The organism is Pseudoglutamicibacter albus (assembly GCF_022346425.1).
In the GTDB taxonomy this organism is placed as follows: Bacteria; Actinomycetota; Actinomycetes; order Actinomycetales; family Micrococcaceae; genus Pseudoglutamicibacter; species Pseudoglutamicibacter albus.
In genome coordinates this window covers 1-21,997 of the sequence record NZ_JAKRCW010000019.1, presented here as the reverse complement: position 1 = coordinate 21,997, position 21,997 = coordinate 1, and the positions used below count along the sequence as shown (strand labels likewise).

12 protein-coding genes and 1 pseudogene are annotated in these 21,997 nt (G+C 60.7%); 9 read left to right on the top strand and 4 right to left on the bottom strand.

Going from position 1 to position 21,997, the window contains the following annotated elements; translation table 11 throughout:
- A pseudogene (locus tag MHJ63_RS09555) lies at nucleotides 1-861 on the top strand (hypothetical protein); the annotation flags it as partial.
- Here the strand turns inward: MHJ63_RS09555 and MHJ63_RS09550 are convergent.
- Nucleotides 858-1,580, bottom strand: a complete 723-nt coding sequence (locus tag MHJ63_RS09550; RefSeq protein WP_239447275.1) for a 3'-5' exonuclease — start codon at nucleotides 1,578-1,580, stop codon at nucleotides 858-860. The pseudogene MHJ63_RS09555 and the gene MHJ63_RS09550 sit on opposite strands and share 4 nt — an antisense overlap.
- A 153-nt stretch (nucleotides 1,581-1,733) precedes the next feature.
- Here MHJ63_RS09550 and MHJ63_RS09545 point away from each other — a divergent pair, with 153 nt between their 5' ends.
- Genes MHJ63_RS09545 through MHJ63_RS09535 form a run of 3 tightly spaced genes read left to right on the top strand, consistent with a single transcriptional unit; the run spans nucleotide 1,734 to nucleotide 9,264 of the window.
- A complete protein-coding gene (locus MHJ63_RS09545; RefSeq protein WP_239447274.1) occupies nucleotides 1,734-2,276 on the top strand; it encodes an MGMT family protein in 543 nt (180 codons plus the stop codon).
- Entirely contained in the window at nucleotides 2,270-5,578 is a 3,309-nt protein-coding gene (locus MHJ63_RS09540; protein WP_239447273.1) for an ATP-dependent DNA helicase, read from the top strand. Before MHJ63_RS09545 ends, MHJ63_RS09540 begins: the two co-directional genes overlap by 7 nt.
- Nucleotides 5,575-9,264 (top strand): ATP-dependent DNA helicase, encoded by a 3,690-nt coding sequence (locus MHJ63_RS09535; protein ID WP_239447272.1) that lies wholly within the window; start codon nucleotides 5,575-5,577, stop codon nucleotides 9,262-9,264. The genes MHJ63_RS09540 and MHJ63_RS09535 overlap by 4 nt, the downstream gene beginning before the upstream one ends.
- Before the next feature lie 37 nt (nucleotides 9,265-9,301).
- Here MHJ63_RS09535 and MHJ63_RS09530 read toward each other — a convergent pair whose 3' ends face one another.
- Nucleotides 9,302-10,495 (bottom strand): phosphotransferase, encoded by a 1,194-nt coding sequence (locus tag MHJ63_RS09530; protein ID WP_239447271.1) that lies wholly within the window; start codon nucleotides 10,493-10,495, stop codon nucleotides 9,302-9,304.
- Between the two features lie 106 nt (nucleotides 10,496-10,601).
- Here MHJ63_RS09530 and nudC point away from each other — a divergent pair, with 106 nt between their 5' ends.
- Both nudC and MHJ63_RS09520 read left to right on the top strand, forming a co-directional pair.
- Nucleotides 10,602-11,600 carry an NAD(+) diphosphatase gene (nudC, locus tag MHJ63_RS09525; protein ID WP_239447270.1) on the top strand — a complete coding sequence of 333 codons (999 nt, stop codon included), beginning with the start codon at nucleotides 10,602-10,604 and terminating at the stop codon, nucleotides 11,598-11,600.
- Complete coding sequence (locus MHJ63_RS09520) at nucleotides 11,593-13,701, top strand: ATP-dependent DNA helicase UvrD2 (protein WP_239447269.1); 2,109 nt, start codon at nucleotides 11,593-11,595, stop codon at nucleotides 13,699-13,701. The genes nudC and MHJ63_RS09520 overlap by 8 nt, the downstream gene beginning before the upstream one ends.
- Nucleotides 13,702-13,730: 29 nt before the next feature.
- On the opposite strand, the gene MHJ63_RS09515 is transcribed toward MHJ63_RS09520, so the two are convergent.
- Complete coding sequence (locus MHJ63_RS09515; protein WP_035755415.1) at nucleotides 13,731-14,732, bottom strand: hypothetical protein; 1,002 nt, start codon at nucleotides 14,730-14,732, stop codon at nucleotides 13,731-13,733.
- A 164-nt stretch (nucleotides 14,733-14,896) separates the two neighbouring features.
- On the opposite strand from MHJ63_RS09515, the gene MHJ63_RS09510 reads away from it, so the two are divergent.
- Nucleotides 14,897-15,475, top strand: a complete 579-nt coding sequence (locus MHJ63_RS09510) for a M48 metallopeptidase family protein (RefSeq protein WP_052048337.1) — start codon at nucleotides 14,897-14,899, stop codon at nucleotides 15,473-15,475.
- A gap of 14 nt (nucleotides 15,476-15,489) precedes the next feature.
- Here the strand turns inward: MHJ63_RS09510 and MHJ63_RS09505 are convergent, their stop codons facing one another.
- Nucleotides 15,490-17,127, bottom strand: a complete 1,638-nt coding sequence (locus MHJ63_RS09505; protein ID WP_083285605.1) for a zinc-dependent metalloprotease — start codon at nucleotides 17,125-17,127, stop codon at nucleotides 15,490-15,492.
- A gap of 136 nt (nucleotides 17,128-17,263) precedes the next feature.
- On the opposite strand from MHJ63_RS09505, the gene MHJ63_RS09500 reads away from it, so the two are divergent.
- Together MHJ63_RS09500 and MHJ63_RS09495 are read left to right on the top strand one after the other, a co-directional pair.
- Nucleotides 17,264-18,517, top strand: coding sequence for a YlbL family protein (locus MHJ63_RS09500; protein ID WP_239447268.1), 1,254 nt, complete (start codon nucleotides 17,264-17,266; stop codon nucleotides 18,515-18,517).
- 127 nt (nucleotides 18,518-18,644) lie between these two features.
- Complete coding sequence (locus MHJ63_RS09495) at nucleotides 18,645-21,710, top strand: UPF0182 family membrane protein (protein WP_239447267.1); 3,066 nt, start codon at nucleotides 18,645-18,647, stop codon at nucleotides 21,708-21,710.
- Nucleotides 21,711-21,997: the final 287 nt, after the last annotated feature.

Genomic DNA, 21,997 nt, shown 5'->3' with positions numbered 1-21,997 from the left:
GGGCGAGGCGGCGGAGGGCTCGGCCTGCGGGGGAGGGATCGGCCTGCGGTGGGCGCACGTGGTTTCGCGGAACCGAGTGTTGCGCACGTGCGGGTGAGCTTAACGTGTACGTGGGATCATGGCCGCATGGAGAATCTAGCTAGTCCAGACCCTACGGCTTTTCACCAAGCAAGCTCGGGACTCGATGCGCGCGAGGCGCTCGTCTGGCTGGGTGCGGAAGCCGAGTTCACGCGTTCAGCAGCGACGAGCATCGACGGCCTTGCCACCGGTGTCCGTATCCTCACGACAACGCGGTTGCGGCAAGCCCAGCTGATGATCGCCCGGCCGGATGCCCGCGTGGTCTTGTGTGGGCCGGAGGTCGGTGAAAGCGAATGGGAAGCGCTGATGCGCGTAGGTGCCGAGCAGGGAACGCAGTGGGCTGTCATGGGCCTGCAGGCCGCGCTCGATGCCGGAGCCGAGAGTCGGGTTGCTGAAGCGATCGACGTAGGCGTGTTGATGCCCGCCCCGCTCCAGGCGGCACCGGAAGGCTGGAGCCTTGATGCGGCACGCCAACGCGAGAAAGACAGTCAACTGACAACCCAGGATGTTGCGCTGGCATGCGAAGCCGCCGTAGCGAACTACCTGGACGGACACATCCACGCACCGCTCGCATGCCTGGCAACCGCAACTGCGGGCACGAACGGAGCTCGCATGAGCGCAACCGCAGCCGGGGCAGGGCCCGTGCGAGCTGCAGTCAACGCGGTAGTGGCCAACGGAAGCCGCACACTGCGGCAACGAGCCGCAGGCCGCGTCGAAACGTTGGCTCAAGCTGAACAGCTCGGGGAACGCGCCGCTCAAGCACTCCTGGACGCAGGCGCCTAGGCAGCTCCGCCGTAGGTCAGCGGCCAGCTCCCATCTACGCGGGCCGAAGGGTTCTTGCGGCGCAAGAAGTCCTGGAAGTTCGCGGCCCACTCCTGATGCCACTGAACCTGCTGCGAATGCAGTAGCAACGGGTCGATCTGAACTTCGGCAGGGTAGCGGCGGGCAATCTCATCGGCCACACCAACAGCGGCTAGGGCATCCGCATCGGCGGTGTGGGCGTTATTCAACGGGACGTTATAGAACTCGCTCATCACGCTCAACGTGCGTTTACCGCGGCGGAACCGGTCCAGTTTACGGTCCAGAACGAGCGGGTCGATGACCGGGCTCGCATCAATGGTTTCAACTCCGTGACGCTGAGCTTCCGAACGCAACACGGTGAAGTCATACGGGGCGTTGAACGCGATGACCGGCATGGTCTGGAAGAGTTGCGATAACAGCTCAGACATCTCGCGTACAGCCTCAACCGGATCGCGGCCGTCGGATTGAACATCGGCGTCAGAAGTCCCATGGATCTTCGTGGTTTCTGGCGGGATGGGAACCCCCGGGTTCACAAGCCAGTTGTGCGACTGCATCAGTTCAGCCTTGCCGTTGATGATGCTGATGTTCGCTGAAACGATGCGGGCCTCGTGCGGGTTCGGAGACGTCGTCTCCAGATCGAACGCGGCACGCGGAAGCTCATGCCAAGGATGCGGTGCATTGTGAGCAGAAGATGAGGTCATGCATCTAACCTACCTGGGCTGTTGCGCGGCGGGGGCGGGTGGTTTGCATGCTGTGGTTTTCTCTTAGGCTGTGCGGCGCGGGAGTTTCAAACTGTCAGACCCCTGTGATGCAGTGTGAGTGGAACCAAAGCTGGGCGTTGAGAGGAGGCCGCGATGAGTAACGTTCCTGGCGGCCGGGCACGGCCAGAAAGTGCTGCTCGGGGTGGGGCGCTTCTGTCTGGGGAGGGCAGGCGCGACCCTGAGGTGGTGGACGAGGCCGTGTTTCGGGTCCTGGAAGCGTGTCCCGCCGGCAGGGTGGTGGCATACGGAACCGTTGCGGCGTGGCTGGGGCTTTCCAACGCTCGGAGGGCAGCTGCGGCGATGCGCCGTGCCCCGGAAGGCATCCCGTGGTGGCGGCATGTGCGTACCGATGGCGGGCTGATTCCTGAACTGTTGGGGCGTGCTCGGCGGCACTGGGAAGATGAAGGCACGCCCTATGGCGCGCGCGGAGTACGTGAGGCGGCGTTCTGGCATCCGGACAGCCGCGAATGGAGCACGTTGAGAGACCGGGTTGCGCAGCTTGAAGCGATCGACGCGGGCGAAACGGATGCGGACGAAATGGGTGCGGACGAAATGGGTGCGGACGAATCAGACGCGCGCGGAACCGCCGGCAACGTAACCGCCGCGAGTGAAGCAACGGAGGAACCACGATGCTGAAAGAAGCTCCGCCTGAGGTGCCGGAATGGTACAAATTGCCGGAGTACGTGAAGAACCCCGGTTGCGGTCCCCGTGTGATTCTCGGCGAACCAGGAACAGGTAAAACCGAGCTCGCTTTGAGCCTCATGGTCCACCGGATACGTGCCGGGATGGACATAAGCGCGGGCATCATCTTGGTGCCTGACCGTGCCGCCGCGAACCGTCTGCGTGACCAGCTGGCACTGCGCAGCAACATCACGTTCTCTTCCCCCGTCGTGCGCACGTTCGCAGGCTTCGCATATGACGTCCTATCCCAAGCGTGGGAATCCGGGGCGCTCGCCGGGGTGCCAACCGCGCCCCGCCTTCTCAGCGGTGCTGAGCAAGACACTCTCATCGAGGAGCTTCTGACTGGTCACCAAGAAAAAGGTGGCGGGCCAGCTTGGCCGGATTCCCTCGGTGACGCCCCACGCACTCGCGGTTTCCGTAGCGAGCTACGTGAATTCATGGACCGCTCTGACGAATTCAGCGCAAGCCCCGAAGAAATCCAGGCGGCAGGCAGGCGGCTAGGGATCCCAGAATGGGAAGCGACAGCCCAGTTCCTTCAAGAGTTCCGCGATGTAGCAAGCCTCCAACACCCGGAAGCCTTCGCCCCCGCTGAGCTCATGATGCAGGCGATCGTAGCGCTGGAAGCCAACACGGAGTTCGCAGCACGGTTCCTCGCGGAACTTGAGCTCGTCATCATTGACGATGCTCAAGAAGCGACCCCGTCACAAAACCGGCTCATCAGCCTACTGATGAACACACCAAGCCGCGCCGGAGCCCGCGATGTCATCGCACTCGCATGCCCCGATACCGTAGTTCAAGGTTTCCGCGGCGCACGGGCAGACCTAGTCGATGACCTCATCTCAACAGCGAAACAACGCACCGGCGAGAACGCGGTGACCGTGCTGGAAACCTCCACCCAGATGAGCACCACACGGATGAGCCCAGGCATCCACAGCATGTACCGCGCCATCGTAAACCGGCTACCCGCCATCGGAGCGGATGCGCTACGGCGACCCTATGAAGCACAGTTCGACGCCAGCGCTGAAGTTTCACTGGTTTCCAGCGTGGCTGATGAACACCGGCTTGTGGCCCGGCACGTCATCGACTCACATATTCGCAGGTCCGTTCCATACGAAGAAATCGCGGTTATCGCGCGCAACCAAGAACACGTATCCCGGCTCGCGCGCGCCCTGGAACTCAACGGAATCGCGACCGAACTGCCGCCAGCATCACGGCCGTTGAAAGAAGAAGCCGCGGTAGCGCCGTTACTTGACATGGCGCGCATCGCGCTGCGGCCAACGGAACTCGGGCCACGGAACGGAACCCACGAAGCCAACAAGACCAACGCGGCGCGCGCCGCGGCCGGGGAACGCCTCCTGCTGGGCCGCTACGGAGACGTCACGAGCATCGACATCCGCCGTATTCGCCAAGACCTACTCGGCTACGACCGCCTCAGGAACGCCCACCTCTACAACCAGGAGGACGGCCCAGGCATCAAACCGCCCACGAGCGACGAACTCCTCGGAAACCTCCTGGACGCCGACTACACGCAAGAGGACTATCAAAGCTGGGGTGCCGCCGGCCACGCCGCGTTACGACTCAAAGGAATGATCACGGCAACACGAGAACACCTCACCGGACCCACAACACCGGCAACCGTGCTGTGGTCACTGTGGGAGAACGCCCGAATGGGTGAAGCCTGGCGCAGCACGGCACTGAAAGACAACGGCCTGCGCTCCAGCCGAGCACACCGTGACCTCGACGCAGTGATGGCACTGTTCCAAGCCGCCGAACGTTTCGCGGAACAAAACCCGAAAGGGTCCGTGATCCGTTTCATTGAAAGCCTCGAAGACCATGACGTCCCCACGGACTCACTTGCCCAACGAGGCTCCTCAAGCGGGCGAGTCAAAGTCCTCACCCCAGCGGCAGCCGCCGGAACCGAATACAACACCGTGATCATCGCAGGGCTGCAAGAAGGCGTTTGGCCATCCACCGGGCTACGCGGGCAACTCTTGCGTTCGCAAGACCTTGCGGCAGTGCTCGAACACGGGCCGGAAACACTGCACAGCACCACCGTGGCAGACAAGCTCAAAGCCGTACGTGCAGACGAGCTACGCCAGCTCGCCTCAGCGGTTTCCCGAGCCAGAGAACAGCTCTACGTCACCGCCGTCATGGACGAGGACATCACACCATCCACGTTCCTCGATACGATGCGCGGGCCACACGCCAGCAAACTCACACCCATCCAAGTGCCGCGGCCAGCCACACTTGCGTCCCTTGTTGCGGTGCTGCGCCGCACCGCAGAAGCAGGGGAGAACGCGGATTTGATCGAGGACGCCGCGACCGTCCTGGGATACCTCAGCACAACAGGAGAACGGGGTAAAGAGCCAGCGGACAGCACAGCGCCAGTACGGGGTGCGGCACCGGAAGAGTGGTGGGGTTTGGCACCACTGAGCTCACATGATCCGGTGATCGCACCCGGAAACGAGATCAAAGTCTCCGGTTCGAAGGTAGAAGACGCGATCGAACGCCCGCAAACCTGGTTCATGCGGGCCGCCGGAGGAGTGAAACCTACCGACTTCGCGAGATCCCTCGGAACGCTGATCCACCGGATCGCGGAACGCTTCCCAGAAGCCAACATGGATTCGATGCTGAGAGAACTCAGCAGCAGCTGGGAAGAGCTCTCTTTCGACTCCGACTGGGAGAGCAAACGCGAATACGAATACGCGCGGGAAATCCTCGAGAAATTCGCAGCCTACGTTGGCTCACCACCGAGGGAATCAGCGAAAGAGGAACACGGATTCAAGGTAGCGTTGCCGCCAGCTGAAGGCGATCAACACCCGATCTCCATCAGTGGCTCAATCGACCGCATCGACCTAGACGACAACGGCCGCCCCACCATTACCGACCTCAAAACAGGTAAGAACCTTCCCACCCAAGAGGCAGTCAAAACCCACGATCAGTTACGCACCTACCAGTTAGCGGTCATCCACGGGGCACTCAAGGAGCTCACCCAGATCCCCGAGGAACATCGCAACAGACCAGTGGGAGGGCGCATCGTCGGCTTGGGAGGAGCATCTAAAGGCCCTGCGCTGCGTGAACAGGAAAGCATCGTGGAAACAAAGCAAGTCCAGGACGCTGAACAGCGCGTGCGCGAAGCCGCAGCGATCATGTCTGCCGCAGACTTCTTGGCCCGGCACCTGCCCGGTGGATTCCCCTGCGCAAACCCCGGAACATGCCCACTGTGCTCTTCAGGAAGGCAGGTAACACACCCATGAGCGCCGAAAACTACACGCCAAGCCAACTTGCCGAAACCCTCGGAGCACACGAACCAACCAGCGAACAAGCCGCAGTCATCTCGGCCGGGATGGAGCCGTTGCTCGTCGTCGCCGGAGCCGGTTCCGGGAAAACCGCCACCATGACAGACCGCGTGCTCTGGCTTGTCGCAAATCAAAAAGTACAACCCGAAGGGATCCTCGGCCTCACCTTTACACGCAAAGCCGCAGGCGAGCTCGCCGAACGCGTGAGAGGACGCCTTGAAGACCTCCGTCGCCGCACAGGCGAAGAAATCGAAGGCCTCCAGAGCGGGTTAGGCCCCGAGATCTCGACCTACCACTCATTCGCGCAAGCACTCGTACGCGACCACGGGATGCGCATCGGGATCGAACCCGACGCCACACTCATCGACGAAGCACACCAGTGGATGCTGATGACCCGGATCGCCAACAGCTACGACGGCAACCTCGATGGCGTCGCCTACGCTAAAGCGACACTCATTGAAGCAGCTCTGAACTATTCCGGCCAGGCCGCCGAACACCTCGTTGAACCAGCTGAAACAGTCGACTGGCTCCACGAACACGCCGACCGTATCGCGGAACTTCCACCAGGAGCCACAGCCCGGACGAAAAACCCAAGCCCACTGATCGGCAAGCTTCGTAGCAAAGCCGTCATCGCGGACCTAGCCGGCCGCTACCAAACACTCAAACGGGAACGGTCCCTGCTCGATTTCGGCGACCTCATCAAACACGCCGTAACCCTTGCCGGGTTCCCGGAGATCAGTGCAGCCTACAGGGAACGCTTCCCCGTAGTGCTCCTGGACGAATTCCAAGACACCTCCCACGCGCAAATGGAGCTCTTCCATCGGCTTTTCGGGCACAGCAATCGCGGTCACAGTAAACACTGCATCACCGCGGTCGGGGACCCCAACCAGGCCATCTACTCCTTCCGAGGCGCATCAGCCGGCCAGCTTGAATCCTTCAAACACCGCTTCGGCACTACCGAAGAAGACGGCACGCACACACCCGCGCCGCAGATGGAACTGACCATCGCATGGCGCAACGGCCGCAGCATCCTCGATGCCGCCAACCGCATCTCCGAACCGTTACGCGGCGGAGACCATGGCAGTGATCACGAGGCTGAAGCTGTCCTGGAAACGACAGCCGATGCGAGTGGGGCAGCTGCAGGGCCCATCGCCCGTCGCGAGCGTGAGATCACGTTGCCGAGCCGAGGCAGCCTCCACGTCTCGCCACTTCGGGCGCACGCGCACGCCGAGACCGCCGAAGTGCGGCTAGCGTCCTACCTGCTTGAGCGAGACGAAGCAGAAGGGCTTGCTGACACGATCCAGACGGAACGTGAAACGTATTACGCAAGCCACGGGACCTGGCCGAGTGTTGCGGTGCTGACTCGTGTGCGTTCCAACCAAGAAACCTACGCCGAAGCACTACGCGAACGCGGAATACCGGTTGAGGTCGTGGGACTCAAGGGGCTCACGGAAACCCCCGAAGTTCAAGACATCATCGCGACCCTCACCGTGATCAATGACCCGGGCCGTTCAGACTCCCTCATGCGTCTGCTCGCAGGCGCCCGCTGGAGGATCGGTCCCGCCGACCTCATGGCGCTCAACGACTACGCCGAATACAGGGCCAAGCGGCGAGCCTACGCAATCCAACACCAGCTCCCGGCCGACTTCGAATCCGAAGACGGATCCAAAGAAAGCGACCGCGGATTCGCATCCGACACCGGCGAAATCGTTGAAAGCGCAAGCCTCATCGAAGCGCTCCACAACCTTCCTCAACCCGGGTGGGTCTCCAAAGCGGGACGCACGCTGAGTGAGGCCGCGCATCGTCGTTTGACCCGCCTCAAAGAAGAACTCACTTACCTGCGTTCGCTCGCCAACGAAGATCTACCGACCCTCGTCACAGAAATCGAGCGAGTCCTCGGCCTCGACATCGAACTGCTTGCCCGGCCATACGCTCATGAAGCGAGTGCGCGGCGCCACGTCGATGCGTTCATGGACCTCGTCGTGACATTCGAAGCGGCACAAGAAGCCCCAGACCTCACCGCGTTCCTCGAATGGCTCAGCATCGCAAGCGATCACGGAGGCGGCATCGAACAAGCCCCCGAACCCGCGACCGACGGGACCGTGCAGATCCTCACGGTTCACGGATCAAAGGGCCTCGAATGGGACGTCGTCGCACTCCCAGGCATGCGCGAAGGAGACTTCCCAAGCGACAGGGCAACGAACTGGGTTACAGACGTCAGCGAGTTCCCGTGGCCGTTGCGCGGCGACCGCGATGGGCTGCCTCAGTTCACGGCGTTAGAAGACCCTCAACAATGGGTGGAGAATCAACGCGACCTCACAGACCTGAACTCCCTACCTAGTAGCAGTAAGAAGAAAAAAGAGGGTGCCCCGGAATACAAGACCGCCGTAGCCGAGCATGCAGTCAATGAGGAACGACGCCTCGCATACGTTGGTGTGACGCGTGCCCGCAGTCTCGTGCTGTGCAGCTCAAGTCGGTTCAAAGGCACCAACAAGAAACCGAGCGAGTCCTCGCAATTCTTCACCGAACTCACGAACATGGCCAACAGCGAGGGGGCAGGCTCGAACGTCCAGATCGCGCGAGGCCTCACGGCGGAAGAGGGGCAGGCCGCTGAAAATCCGGAAGCCGCCACCATCGTGGAGGCTGCGTGGCCTTACGATCCACTCGAAGGCCCAACCATCCGCCACGTTCAGCCCGCATCCCTCGACGAAGACCTCGTATCACAAGCGCAAGCCGCACAGAGTTCAGAGCCACGCGGCCCCATGTCCCACAAGCTTGTGCAACGCGTTATTGCGGCGCCTGCCGCGGGACGCCGCGCCGCAGTGGAAGCCGCCGCGGATCACGTGCGTAGCGCCGCTCGAGGTCTTCAAAACAGCGGTGTGAACGGTGAAACAGTCGCTGAACACATGAGAACCGAGGCTGGCAGAGAATGGGCCGAAGAAGCACACCTGTTGCTGCTGGAGCGCGCCGCGTCTGAACAGCAACACACATGGAAGCCAAGCCACGTGCGTGCCTCGCTGTTAGTCGAAACGGAACAGAACCCAGACAGCGCTTTCCGCAACCTCGTCCGGCCTGTTCCTCATCGGCCTGGCATCGCCGCCCAGCAGGGAACAGAGTTCCACGAATGGGTCGAAGAGCACTTCAACAAAGCATCAGGTTTCGGTCTTGATGACCAACTCATCCCGGATCTGGACGTGTATGCCGATGCGGAAGATTCAGCGACGCTGGATGCCCTCAAAGAAGGTTTCCTCGCCTCGGAATGGGCCGGCCGGATCCCGCATCAAGTCGAAGCTCCCGTGGAAACCGCGATCGCCGGAGTCAGTGTCCGCGGGTTCATCGACGCAGTCTATAAAGAGGACGACGGCTGGCTGCTGGTCGACTGGAAGACTGGCCGCGTTCCCTCGAAAAAAGAACTGCCAGCCAAAGCTAGACAGCTTGCTGTCTATCGGCTTGCCTGGTCGCGTCTCACCGGTACACCCATCGAGAAGATCAAGACCGCGTTCTACTATGTGGGGCACGGCACCACCGTGTGGCCGGAAGAAGAACAACTCGCAACAGAAGCCGAACTCGAAGCCGCACTACAACGCACCCTGAACCCGGAAACGAGCGGGGGAACAGGGCCAAGCGCGGGACCTGAAAGTTAGCAAGGCGGGGCCGAGGGCCGGGCCTCACGTCAGTTGATCAAGGCTTCTCGTGCGTGTCCGTGGTCTCAGTGGCGTCCGTGGTCTCCCTGGTATCCGTGGGTGGAGTGTCGCGTTCATCCGTGGAAGGGCCTGCGGACGCATCAACAACGGGGATTGCGGTGGTATCTAGATCTTCAGCCGCTGCCAGCTGTTCTTCCTCCAGGCGGCGCCGTTCCTCTTCTTGGCGTTGCCGCTCTTCTGCCTGGCGTTTTTCTTCTTCGATGCGGCGGCGTTCGGCTTCTTCCGCGGCACGTTGAAGCTCAGCTTCATAGCGTTGAACCGCCAGAATGTTTTCGTTCAGCTGATTCAGTGAGGCTTCCGCCTGGTCGATTTGGGCCTGGTCAGCGTGAGTGAGTGCCCCGGAAAGCCAGGAAGCTAACGCGAATTCGGCCGCAAGTGTTGCACGGTTACGTAGGTCGTCATCGCCCAGCTGTCCACGGGCTTGCCCATACGCTTCGAAGATCGCATCCACCGTGTCAGGGTTATCGATGCCTAAGACCCACGCCAAGTCAGTGGCCGGGTCACCAACGCGTAACGCAGACCAGCCGGTGACCGCCTGCAAGCGCCCCTCGTGAATGAACAAACGTTCCTCATGAAGGTCGCCGTGGATCACGGTGGGGTTGAACCTCCACCAGGCAACGTTTTCCATCATCTCTTCCCAACGGCGCAACAGTTCGGGAGGGACCTTGCCTGATTCTGCGACGTGGTCCAGTTGAGACAGCAAGCCTCGGCGCAATTCTTCAGCTTCAAACACCGGAAGCCCGGATGCCTCAACCAGTTCGTGTTTGAGCCCGTGAATCGCGGCGATCGCCCGGCCGATGCCTTGTGCGAGCTGGCGCCCGCCATCGGCTTCGAGCTCTTGCAAATCCAGTACGTGCCCCAGCAAATGGTGGTAAACGAAGGTACGCAGCTGCCCCTGGACTACGGTGCCTGCGATTGTCGGCACAGAGAACGGAAGGGTCGCTCGCGCGGCCGCGGTGAGCGTGTCGAGCGCGCTCTGCTCCGTTTCAAGTTTCATGCTCGCGTCCGCGTGGCGGGGGCTCGTCACGCGCCACCGTTTCCCTTGAGAGTCCACGATGAGCGCAGAATCGAAATCAGCAGAGTCTTCCGGCAAGCGGCCCGCTTGGACGGCTGAAAGCCCGGGGACTGCGGCTGTAGCGATGGCGGCGAGGTCGAGCGTACTGCGTTTCACCCTCATAACGTTACGTTGTTATGAGGCTCTTTGCTTGACTGGAGACACCCTGAAGGGACACCTATTTTTTGCTGGGCGTATCGGGTGTACCGGTTACGGTATGTGTATGTCTTTTCTGTCAGTTCCGTTCTCGGGGTTCGCGTGGGATCGCGGTGGTATGGACCGCCGTGAGCACGCCTGGCTTGAGGCTGCAGTGACTGATCCTGCGACCCGGGTTGTGGTGGTAGAACGCAACAGCGTCTTAGTGGACAGCGGTGTCTTGACTGTCAACCCCGCGCAGGGTGACGGGGTGCGTCTCGCTCAGCTGACGGTTGGTGACCTGCACTCGCTGGATGTCCTGCAAACGGCGGGTGTTGCATCTGCCGCCGATGCGCCGGTTGCGTGGCCTGATGCTGTGTGGCTTGGCCGCGTGGATGGCCAGGATTGGGTTGCGGTCCCGGCCGCATCAGGCCTTGAGACCACGGTGCCTGCGGGTGTGGCGTGGGCGGATGTGCGCCGGGTTGCGGCTCAGTTGTCGGGGCAGGATTCGGCGTTGGCGGCAACGTCGGTGGCGATTCTGGCGTGGAGTGCCGCGAATCGGTTCTGTTCCCGGTGTGGTGAGTCGATGCGTGCAATCGACGCCGGTTGGGTCCGGGTGTGTGGTGCGGGGCATGAGGAGTTCCCGCGGCTTGACCCTGCGGTGATTGTGCGGATCACTGATGATGCTGACCGGGTTTTGTTGGGGCATAACGCGGCCTGGGAGGCTGGACGGTTCTCGATTTTCGCTGGGTTCGTTGAGCCGGGGGAATCCTTTGAGGACGCGGTGCGTCGGGAGATGCGTGAGGAGGTCGGGCTGGAACTGACCGAGATCACGTATAGGGGTTCGCAACCGTGGCCTTTTCCTCGTTCGCTCATGGTTGGGTTCACGGCACGGGCCGCATCGTGTGGTGTTGTGACCCAGCCTGATGAGATTGATGAGGCCCGGTGGTTCAGTCGTGATGAGTTGCGTGAAGCGGTGGCTGGTGGTGTGATGCGTTTGCCGGGGTCGTCTTCGATCTCGTATGCGTTGTTGGCGGACTGGTATGGGGAAGCGTTGCCTGAGAGGGAGGCTGATGGGCGTGCATAGTCCGAGCCCTGAAGAGATTTTGGATGGCTTGGATGCCGAGCAGCACGAGGTTGCTTCCAATATTCATGGGCCGATGGCGGTGATCGCTGGCGCGGGGACGGGTAAGACTCGTGCTATTACGCACCGGATTGCGTATGGGGTGGCAACGGGTGCGTATGTTCCGAATCAGGTGATGGCGGTGACGTTCACGGCGCGCGCGGCTGCGGAGATGCGGGCTCGTCTGCGTGCTTTGGGTGCTCACGGGGTGCAGGCGCATACGTTTCATGCGGCGGCGTTGCGGCAGTTGCAGTATTTTTGGCCGCAGGCTGTGGGTGGGCAGCTTCCGGCGTTGATTGACCATAAGGCTCCGTTGGTGATGGAGGCGGCCCGTCGGTTGCGGGTTTCGGCTGATCGTGCGGCGGTGCGCGATATTGCTGGTGAGCTTGAGTGGGCGAAGGTTTCGATGTTGACGCCGGAGGCTTATGCGTCGCCTGCGTTGAACCGTCCGCCGGTTGGGAATGTTGATCATCAGGCTTTGGCGCGTTTGTATGCCTTGTATGAGGAGGTTAAAACGGACCGCGGGATGATCGATTTTGAGGATGTTTTGTTGTTGACGGTGGGCATCCTTGAAGATGATGAGCGGATTGCCGCGCAGGTGCGCAGCCAGTATCGGCATTTCACGGTGGATGAGTATCAAGATGTTTCCCCGCTTCAGCAGCGGCTTTTGGACGCCTGGTTGGGTACCCGTAACGACGTGTGTGTTGTGGGGGATCCGTCGCAGACGATTTATTCGTTCACGGGAGCTACACCGCGGTTCTTGCTGGATTTTCGTTCTAAGCATCCGGATGCCCGCGAGGTGCGTTTGGTGCGGGATTATCGTTCGACTCCGCAGGTGGTTTCGGTCGCTAACCGTCTGCTCGCACACCGTAGGGTTGAGCGCGGCTTGGATCAGCGGGGCGCGGTGTGGGCTGAACCGCTTGAGTTGATTGCTCAACGTGATGCGGGCCCACAGCCTGAGTTTCACGAGGCCGCAGACGACGATGCGGAAGCGGAGTTCATTGCCCAGCGGATCAACCAGTTGCACGAGACCGATGGTGTCGCGCTGAAAGACATCGCTGTTTTGTTCCGCACGAATGGGCAATCGGAAGCGTTTGAGCGTGCGTTGAACGCTCACGGGATTAGCTTCCAGTTGCGCGGCGCTGAGCGTTTCTTTAAGCGTTCTGAGGTTCTGCAGGCGATGGCGCAGATTCGCACGGCGGCACGGCAGGCCCCGGATCACCCGGCGCCGCAACTGGTGCGGGATTTGTTGGGGTCGATGGGCTGGTCGGCTAAGGCCCCGCAGGCTACAGGTGCGGTCCGCGACCGCTGGGAATCGTTGTCCGCACTGATCTCGCTGGCAGAGAGCATGGGTGCCTCGTTGGGTGAGGGCGAACAGATCACGATGAAGCAGTTCGCTGATGAGCTGATGGAACGCGCCCAGACAGCACACGTTCCGCAACTTGAAGGTGTCACGTTGGCGTCCCTGCACTCTTCGAAGGGTCTTGAATGGGACACCGTGTTCCTCGCGGGCATGACTGAAGGACTCATGCCGATCTCTTTCGCTGAAGACCAAGCGGGCGTGGATGAGGAACGCCGCCTCATGTATGTGGGTGTAACGCGTGCCCAGCGCCGGCTCATCATTTCCTGGGCTCGCTCCCGCACCACTGGTGGCCGTGGCCGCCGCCGGCGCACACGCTTCCTCGACGGGATCGCGCCAACACCACAAGGCGGCACCTCCGCTAGGCCAACAAGGCAGGCCCATCGCAAACCCACGAGTGTTCTGCGCTGCCGGGAATGCGACGGCATCCTCACCAGCGCAACGGAACGTAAACTGCGCCGCTGCGATAACTGCGCGCCAGAAATCAACCAGGAACTCTACGAATCGCTGCGTGAATGGCGCACCGCAACCGCTCGTGAGATCGGGATGCCTGCCTTCGTTGTGCTCACTGACGCATCGCTTCTGGCGCTCGCCGAGATCATGCCGGACGGGCCTGAGGAGCTTTTGAAGGTCCCAGGTATTGGGGCTGCAAAGATGCGGCGTCATGGCGAAAGTATTTTGTCGCTGCTCTCGGACTACCGCTGATAGCCTCACGGCGCGTGCCGCTGACACCTTCACGGCGCGTGCCGTTGACGTGGGCAGTTGCATGAGGCCGGCTGGTAGGTTATCGCGGAGGTTTTAGCGTCGATGCTGATGCTGTGGTTGGTGCTCGGTGGGGGTATGCGCTCATCCAGGATGTGGAGGGCGTGCTGAACGCCGATGGCCGCCACGACGTTGGTTTGCGCTGTTTCTGGGGCGCTGAGGTGTGGGCTGCTCAGTTCGGTGCGTTCTTCTCGTAGCGGCCACGTGTTGGTTACGCATTCGGCACATAAGAGCGGGGAAGCGCTATCACCGGCGTGTGGGGTGCGGATGAGAGGCCCAATGCGTGCGTGATCGTGCAGCAAGACGATGGGCAGCACGGGGATGTTGAGGCTTGCTAGCTGGCTCAATTCGTCTGTTGTGAGGCCGTCGTTGCGTATATAGATGACCGCATCGAGGCAGTGGGCTACGTGGCTGAGTTCGAGTGCACCGATCACGGTGGTGTGCGGATGTATCCGAGCCAGCTGCCGTTGAAGGGCTGTTGCGCGGCTGAGCCCGAGTTCGGTGAGCCGTAGTGGTGTGGTTCCAAGGTCCCAGGATTGCACGCGTTGGGTGTCGCCGCTGAGGATCCGGCCTACCCCGGCGGCAGCGAGCCCGAACGCGACGCTCATCCCGCATCGGTCGAGGCCGTCAATCCACACGCTGCGGCGTTGGCGTTGATATGCGCCCGGTAGTTCTTCTGCGTCAGCTTTTTCTTGGCGGCCTGCTGTGCGGTGCTGAACAGGTGCTTTGTGGAGGTAACGGGCGTCGTTGATGAGCCGCTCCCCAAGTAGCCCTGGGGCAGGAAGTTTAGGTTTGGGCAGCGCCGTAAGCAGCTGTTTGAGGGATGCCAGTTCCTCGGCGCTGACGCCGGTGATCTGTGTGGTTTCTGGTCCGTCGCCGAGAGTGATCCGGCCGTCCGGGTAGGCGAAAACCCGGGTATGAGGCGCTGGGGCGTGGTCTAGCTCGGGGGCTTTCGCTGTAGGCAACGCTGTCATGGGTCTGTCCTTCGCATTGAGGGAGCTGGTGTGATTATCGTGCCAGTTTCGCGCAGCAGGCCAGCGAGTCATCCACAGGTTCGGATGTCCACAACCGAACGTGGGGGAGGATCAACGACAATGGATGTACTTTCCCCGATGCCTTGCGGATTTGGAGTTGTGTAGTGAGAACCGAGCACCACATCACCGTGGATGAACTACCTGTCTTGGTGCGTCGTTCATCGCGCCGCCACAAAACCGTGAGCGCGCGGTGGGAGAACGGGATCCTGTGTCTTGCGGTCCCTGCAACGATGAGCCCTACCGCTGTTGAGACGTGGGCGCGTACGATGCGGGAACGGCTTAGCTCCCGTGCCTCACCGGCCGCTCGCACGGATGAGGAGTTGATGCGGCGCGCTGAAAAGATCGCCCACAGCGTGTTCGATGGGCGGGGCATCCCGACCTCGATCCGGTGGGTTACGAATCAGCGGATGCGGTGGGGCTCTGCGACGCTCTCAACGGGAGCCATCCGGATTTCACACATGCTTGAGCACATGCCGCCGTGGGTTATCGACTACGTGATTGGCCACGAGATGGCGCATCTGATAGTGCCGTATGACGGGCACGGGGCCCAGTTCAAAGCGCTCGAGCATCAGCTTCCGCGAGTAGCGGAGGCTAAGGCTTTCCTCGATGGCGTCGTGTGGGCGCGCAGGCTCGGCGACGGCGGCGCCCCTGATGTCGCCGGAGGGAAAGCTGAGGAGTCCTAGCCGCTATTTAGCGGTTACTTCTCGGAATCGTCCTCGCCCTGGTCGTTGTCGCTAGCGCCACCATCGGAAGAGTCGCCACCATTGGAGGAATCGCCGCCATCAGCAGAGGTGCCGTCGAGCCAAGCGCTCACGGCGGCGTCGAAGTCTTCGTCTGAGGCATCGAGCAGCGCGCGGCGTTCGAAATACCCGGTCGGGTCGTCGAGGTCTTCAGCGGTAGGGAGGCTCGCCATATCGGCCCACGCTTCGTCGCGGGCCTCGTTACCGCGTTCCTGGGCGATGAACTCCCACACAGCGGAGGCGTCGCGGGCGCGGCGGGGGCGCATCTCCAAACCGACCAGCCCCGCGAAAGCCAGCTCTTTAGGGCCCCCGGTTGCCCTGCGGCGGCGGATCATCTCCCGTAGCGCGGGAGCGGACGGCAAACGGTGAGCCGCTTGCGTCACTACCGAATCAACCCAACCTTCAATCAGGGCCAGCGTGGTCTCTAGCCGTGCCAGCGCTGCTTCTTGCTGAGGGGTCTTGGTTGGCTCCAGCATCCCGGACTGCAGGACTTCTTGGAACGCGGACGGGTTGAACGGGTCGATCTCGTCGAGTTGTTCGTGGATCGCTGAGGTATTCATGCTGATGCCTTCAGCGAAGTCGGTAACGAGTGCCACCACGTGGTCTTCGAGCCACTCGACCGAATTGAACAGGCGCACGGTAGCGGCTTCACGCATCGCTAGATACAACAGGACTTCAAGATAAGGCTCGGCGAGCCCTTCACCGAAGGCTTTCGCGTTCGCCGGGACGAGGGCGAAACCGCGGCCGGCCATCGGAAGACCAACGTCCGTTCCACCGAAAGTTTCAGACGCCATCGAACCCACGGCTTGGCCCAGCTGGGCGCCGAACATGGTTGAGCCGAGCGAGGTCAGGAACGATCCCGCTTGCCCGAGTAGCGCGCGGGCTTCCTCCGGCATCTGATCGTTGAGTGAGTGGCTTACGGCTTCGGATGCGCGGCGAGCTACAGGTTCGGTGAGGCGCTGCCAACCAGGCAGTGTCTTTTTGATCCATTCGGAACGGCGCAGAATCTGGGGTTGAGCAGCTGGTGCCTCGAAAGAAGTGACTTCGTTGAGCCACATGCCAGCCAAGTGGGCGGCCTCTTCAACATCGTGGCGTTCCTCGTCCGTGACCTTCGGGTCATCGCTACCGAGGACCTGCTCAGCGGATTCCGTCGCGATATTCCAGTTGACGGGCCCACCCGAATTGCCTTGGGCTAGGGCCCCGAAGATGTGCTGGAGCTGCCCGAAGATCGCATTGAAATCGGGTTGCTGACGGGGGTCATCGTCACCTGAGCCGCTACCCATGCCTGCCCCCATTCCGGGACCCATATGCATCGAGAAGCCCTGCGGTGCGGCCCCGCCGAAGAGTTGGTTGAACATCTGGCTCAGCGGATCGCTCGGGCCGTTGGCATCACTGTTGCCGTTGCTACCCGCATCGTTAGCACCTGCGCCGCCCGCGCCACCAGAGCTACCAGCGCCGCCCGTGCCAGACTGAGAACCGTCAGCGCCGTTTTGACCGGTACGGTCTGGGTGCTCGCGGTTGTTGTCGCGGTCATCGCGGCGTTCGCGGTCCTCGTTGTTCTCGCGGTCGTCGTGTGAGCGTGGATCGTCAGCCATACTCCTACGCTACCTGGCTATGGGCGTGAGCACCGGGTGGTTTCGCTTGTGGCTCAGCGCGCCACAGGCTCGTGTAGGCCCGCGTTGGCGGTCGTGTCAATCCTTGCTGTGTAGTCTTTCAGTTATGAGCAGTGGCATGGCTGAAGATTTCCCGGGCGAGAAGGGCACAGGCCGCCCGGGCTTGCAGGGTACAGACTCCCCGCGTGAGCAGAAAACACAGGGCCCGCAGGAAACACCGGGCGCGCAGGAGACACAGCGTACCCAGGAAACACAGGGGCTCCTGCACGGCGCCGGTTCGGGCCAGCCGCGGCCTCCGATGCGCCGGCAGCGTAAGGAACGGTATGGTTCGCGTGTTCAGTGGCTTGCCGGGTTGGCTGCGATGGTTTTGTTGACGGTGCCTTTGTCTTTGCCTACGGCGTTCATGATTGAGAAGCCAGGCCCGGTGGTGGACACGGTAGGTGAGATCGAGGGTGTTGACATCATTTCGATCGATGGGCGTAAGACGTATCCGACGGATTCTTCGCTTGCGTTGACCACGGTGTCTGTCGCGGGTGGTCCGGGCCGGCAACCTACCGGCTTTGAGGCTGTTGCGGCGTGGTTTGATCCGGTGACGGATATGCAGCCGCAGGAGTTCTATTACCCTTTGGGTGTCACGTTTGAGCAGCGCAGCCAGCAGAGCGAGTTGCAGATGACGAGCTCGCAGGTCACCGCTGAGGTTGCCGCTGTTAAGCATCTGGGTATCGATTTTTCGATGGAGACTCGGATTGTTGGTTTCGCTGAACCCTTTAATGAGGGCACGTTGATGGCCAACGATGCGGTGGTTGCGGTGAACGGGAAGTCGGTTTCGAGCGTCACACAGGTTCAGAAAGCGATCCAGGCTTCGAAAGTTGGGGCTGATGGCGGTTCGGTTGAGTTGGGCATCATCCGTGAGGGCAAGAAGATGACGGTTCAAGCGCAGACCAAGGTTTCTGCGGAGACGGGTAAGCCTTCGTTGGGTGTGTTTATTTCTCCGCATCCGCGTTTCCCGTTCGAGGTTTCTTATGCGATTGAGAACATCGGCGGTTCGTCTGCGGGCACGATGATGGCGCTGGGCATTATCGACAAGATGACGCCTGGTTCGTTGGCGGGGGATACGAAGGTTGCTGGCACCGGGACAATCGATATCGATGGCAAGGTCGGCCCGATCGCGGGTGTGGCGCAGAAGATTGTGGGCGCCCGGAAGGCGGGCGCGGAGGTGTTCTTGACTCCGGAACAGAATTGCGCGCAGCTGAAGGGCAGGGTTCCGGAGGGGGTCAAGGCGTATTCGATGAAGACGTTGGATGACGCCGTGAAAATCCTTGAATCGGTGGCGCAGGGGAAGGAGCCCGAGGCGCCACGTTGCGGGGCTTAGCTGCCCCGTCATCTACCCTGCGGCGTGTGGGCCCTGGCACTGTTTGGCAGAATGGTAATGGATGTGTCTGATCCCGAGTTTGGTTTGGGCATCTGATCAGCTGTTCGTATTCGATTGAAGGATTGTCGTGACCTCAGGCCCCGCGTTCCCTTTCCCATCCCGTGATTCTGGCGGGGATGGTAAGAATGATTCCGGTTCACGGAACCAGAATGAGAGCCCTAAGACCCCTGCGTTGTTGCCTGCACTGGTTATTGTTGCAGCGCTGGTGGGGTTGTTTATTCTTTTCGCCCATTTCTATACGGACGTGCTGTGGTTTAACCAGCTCGGTTTCGCGGACGTGTTTTGGACACGGACTCTGACGCAGGCCGCGTTGTTCGTGATTGGTGCGTTGATTACGGGTGGGGCTGTGTGGCTTCACTTGAATAATGCGTGGCGTAAGCGTCCTAAACAGTCGGGTTCGGCTGCTGGCCAGACGGTGAAGATGCTGGAAGAGACCCCGATGTTCCGCCGTTTGGGGCTGATCTTGGTTCCGGCTCTGTTAGGTGTTTTCTCGGGCATCACGTTGACCTCGGGTTGGCAGATTGTTCAGTTGTGGCTGAACCGGACTCCGTTTGGCGCCAAGGACCCTGAGTTCGGCTTGGATATCTCTTTCTTTGTGATGTCTTTGCCGTTCTTTGAGATGGTGGTTGCGTTCCTGATTTCGGTGACGCTGATCAGCGGTATCGCTGGCGTGGTGGCGCATTATTTGACAGGTGGGATTTCGTTCTCGGATTCGGGGAAGATTTCGGTGACCCGTGCGGCGGGCCTGCAGTTGGGTATTGCGGGTGCGCTGGTGCTGGTCGCATTTGGTCTGCGTTTCTGGCTTGAGTCTTACAGCACGGTTTTGAACCAGTTGGGCCGTGTTCCGGGCGCGTTGTATTCGGATGTCCACGCAGTGATCCCCACTAAGTTCATTCTTGCTGGGGCCGCGTTGATTGCTGCGGCGTTGTTCGTTGTGGCTGGTTTGCGCGGTAAGTGGCGTCTGCCGTTGATCGCGACTGCGATGTTGGCTGTTGTGGCGCTCGTTGCGGGTTTCGCTTTCCCTGCCGCACTCGAGCAGTTCAAGGTCAAGCCTTCGCAGAAGTCGATGGAGCGTCCTTATATTCAGCGCAATATTGATGCCACACGTGCAGCCTATGGCTTGGAGGACGTCAAGCTTGAGAGCTATGACGCGAAGACTCAGCCGGAGAAGAACGCGTTGACTCGCGATGTGGCGACGACTACGAATATTCGTTTGTTGGATCCAAATATTGTCTCTCCTACGTTCGCGCAGTTGCAGCAGCAGCGTGGCTATTACACGTTCCCTAACACGCTTGCGGTGGATCGTTATGAGATCGATGGTGAGCGTCAGGACACTGTGATTGCGGCGCGTGAGTTGGCTGTGAATTCGCAGACGGTGACGAACTCGTGGGTCAACCAGCACATCACGTACACGCACGGTTATGGTGTGGTTGCGGCTTATGGCAATAAGGTGTCGCAGACTGGTGACCCGCAGTTCATGTTGGAGAACATCCCGTCTGAAGGTGTTTTGGGTGATGACTCGACGTATGAGCCTCGTATTTACTTCGGTAAGTCTTCGCCGAAGTATTCGATTGTGGGTGGCCCTGAGGATTGGGAGCCTCGTGAGCTGGACCGTCCGGCGGGCTCGGATGGTCAGGGCGAGCGTCGTAACACCTTCTCGGGTGATGGTGGCCCGAACGTTGGTTCGTTCTTGAATAAGTTGTCGTATGCGATCAAGTTCGGGTCGATGGACATCATGCTTTCGGGGGATGTGAACTCGGAGTCGCAGATTCTTTATGATCGTCATCCGCAGGAGCGTGTGAAGAAGGTCGCTCCGTTCCTCACGGTTGATACCTCCGCCTACCCGGCGATCATCGATGGCCGGGTGAAGTGGATCGTGGATGCGTACACGACCACGAATAACTACCCGTATTCGACCTCGCAACAGTTGGGTGATGCGGTGCGGGACACTCTCACGCGTGGCCAGGGTGCTGGCGCGGACCAGTTCGCTGACAACGTGAACTACATCCGTAACTCGGTCAAGGCCACGGTCGATGCGTATGACGGCTCGGTTGAGTTGTATGCGTGGGAGCCGGATGAGCCGTTGTTGAAGGCTTGGTCGGGTGTGTTCCCGAACGCGATTAAGCCGATGAGCGAGATGTCTCCGAAGCTCATGGAGCATGTGCGTTATCCGGAGGACATGTTCAAGGTTCAGCGTGAGCTGCTGGGTAAGTACCACGTCCAGAAGGCTGATGACTTCTATGAGGGTAACGATGCTTGGCAGGTCCCGAATGATCCGACTGCTGGAGCGGAGAACCCACCTAAGCAGCCGCCGTACTACATGTCGCTGCGTCTGCCGGGGGAGAAAGAGGATTCGTTCTCGTTGACTTCGAGCTTCATTCCGGAGCAGTCGGCTGGTTCGAGGAACCAACGCAACGTGATGTATGGCTTCTTGGCCGCGAACGGTGATGCTGGTTCTACGCCGGGTAAGGTCAATGCTGATTACGGCAAGATCACGTTGTTGAAGTTGCCGACCCAGACTACTGTTCCTGGCCCTGGTCAGGCTCAGCAGAACTTCAACTCGAACCCGTTGATCTCTAAGGATCTGAACTTGCTTTCGGGTACGGGTGGCTCGACGAAGGTTATCAAGGGTAACTTGCTGTCCCTGCCTGTTGGTGGCGGTATTCTCTACGTCCAGCCTGTGTATGTTCAGTCCACGGGTGAGACGTCGTATCCGTCGCTGCGTAAGGTTCTGGTTTCTTACGGTAATTCGGTGGGTTACGCAGATTCGTTGTCTGAAGCCTTGGACCAGGTGTTCGGTGGCGATTCTGGTGCCCAAACCGGGGAGTCCGGCCCGATCAAGGGTGAAGACTCCGAAGGTGGCAAGGACGGTGAAGGGTCCGGCTCTGCACCGGTTGATGCCAACGCGAAACTTTCGGATGCTTTGAAGCGCGCGAATAAGGCCATCAAGGATGGCGAGGATGCGCTCGGTAAGCAGGACTTCGCGGCTTACGGTAAGGCCCAGGATGAGCTGCAGAAGGCTCTTGAAGACGCGACCGCGGCTGATGAGGAGCTGAATGGGACTGCCAACGATGCCGCTGATGCTGAGCCGGAAGGTGAGGAGCAGGGCGATGGTCAGCAAGGAGATGAGTAGCAGGATCAACAGCAGGGCGATCAGTAGTCTTGTGAAGGCTCAGCTGGCTGCCTGGGTGCACGATGCTGAGGCGTCGTTGATCTGATGCGTGGGTGGGAACTCGTGTTGAGTTCCCACCCACCGCTCGTTAGGAGTGATGAACGGCACTCGTGGATTGTTTACTTCTGATCGTAGTGCCTCATGTCAAGTTGATCGCGTAGTCCTAGTCGTGCCTCACAGAGATTGATCGCGTAGCCCTGCTTAGGCAGTATGGAGTTTCACCCCACCGGTTTGTCGTTTCCGTCGGT

What these genes read in the sequence shown, in the direction of transcription:
- MHJ63_RS09550 (WP_239447275.1), bottom strand. Translation starts at nt 1,580, where the DNA reads ATGACCTCATCTTCTGCTCACAATGCACCGCATCCTTGGCATGAGCTT.
- MHJ63_RS09545 (WP_239447274.1), top strand. Translation starts at nt 1,734, where the DNA reads ATGAGTAACGTTCCTGGCGGCCGGGCACGGCCAGAAAGTGCTGCTCGG.
- MHJ63_RS09540 (WP_239447273.1), top strand. Translation starts at nt 2,270, where the DNA reads ATGCTGAAAGAAGCTCCGCCTGAGGTGCCGGAATGGTACAAATTGCCG.
- MHJ63_RS09535 (WP_239447272.1), top strand. Translation starts at nt 5,575, where the DNA reads ATGAGCGCCGAAAACTACACGCCAAGCCAACTTGCCGAAACCCTCGGA.
- nudC (WP_239447270.1), top strand. Translation starts at nt 10,602, where the DNA reads ATGTCTTTTCTGTCAGTTCCGTTCTCGGGGTTCGCGTGGGATCGCGGT.
- MHJ63_RS09515 (WP_035755415.1), bottom strand. Translation starts at nt 14,732, where the DNA reads ATGACAGCGTTGCCTACAGCGAAAGCCCCCGAGCTAGACCACGCCCCA.
- MHJ63_RS09505 (WP_083285605.1), bottom strand. Translation starts at nt 17,127, where the DNA reads ATGGCTGACGATCCACGCTCACACGACGACCGCGAGAACAACGAGGAC.
- MHJ63_RS09500 (WP_239447268.1), top strand. Translation starts at nt 17,264, where the DNA reads ATGGCTGAAGATTTCCCGGGCGAGAAGGGCACAGGCCGCCCGGGCTTG.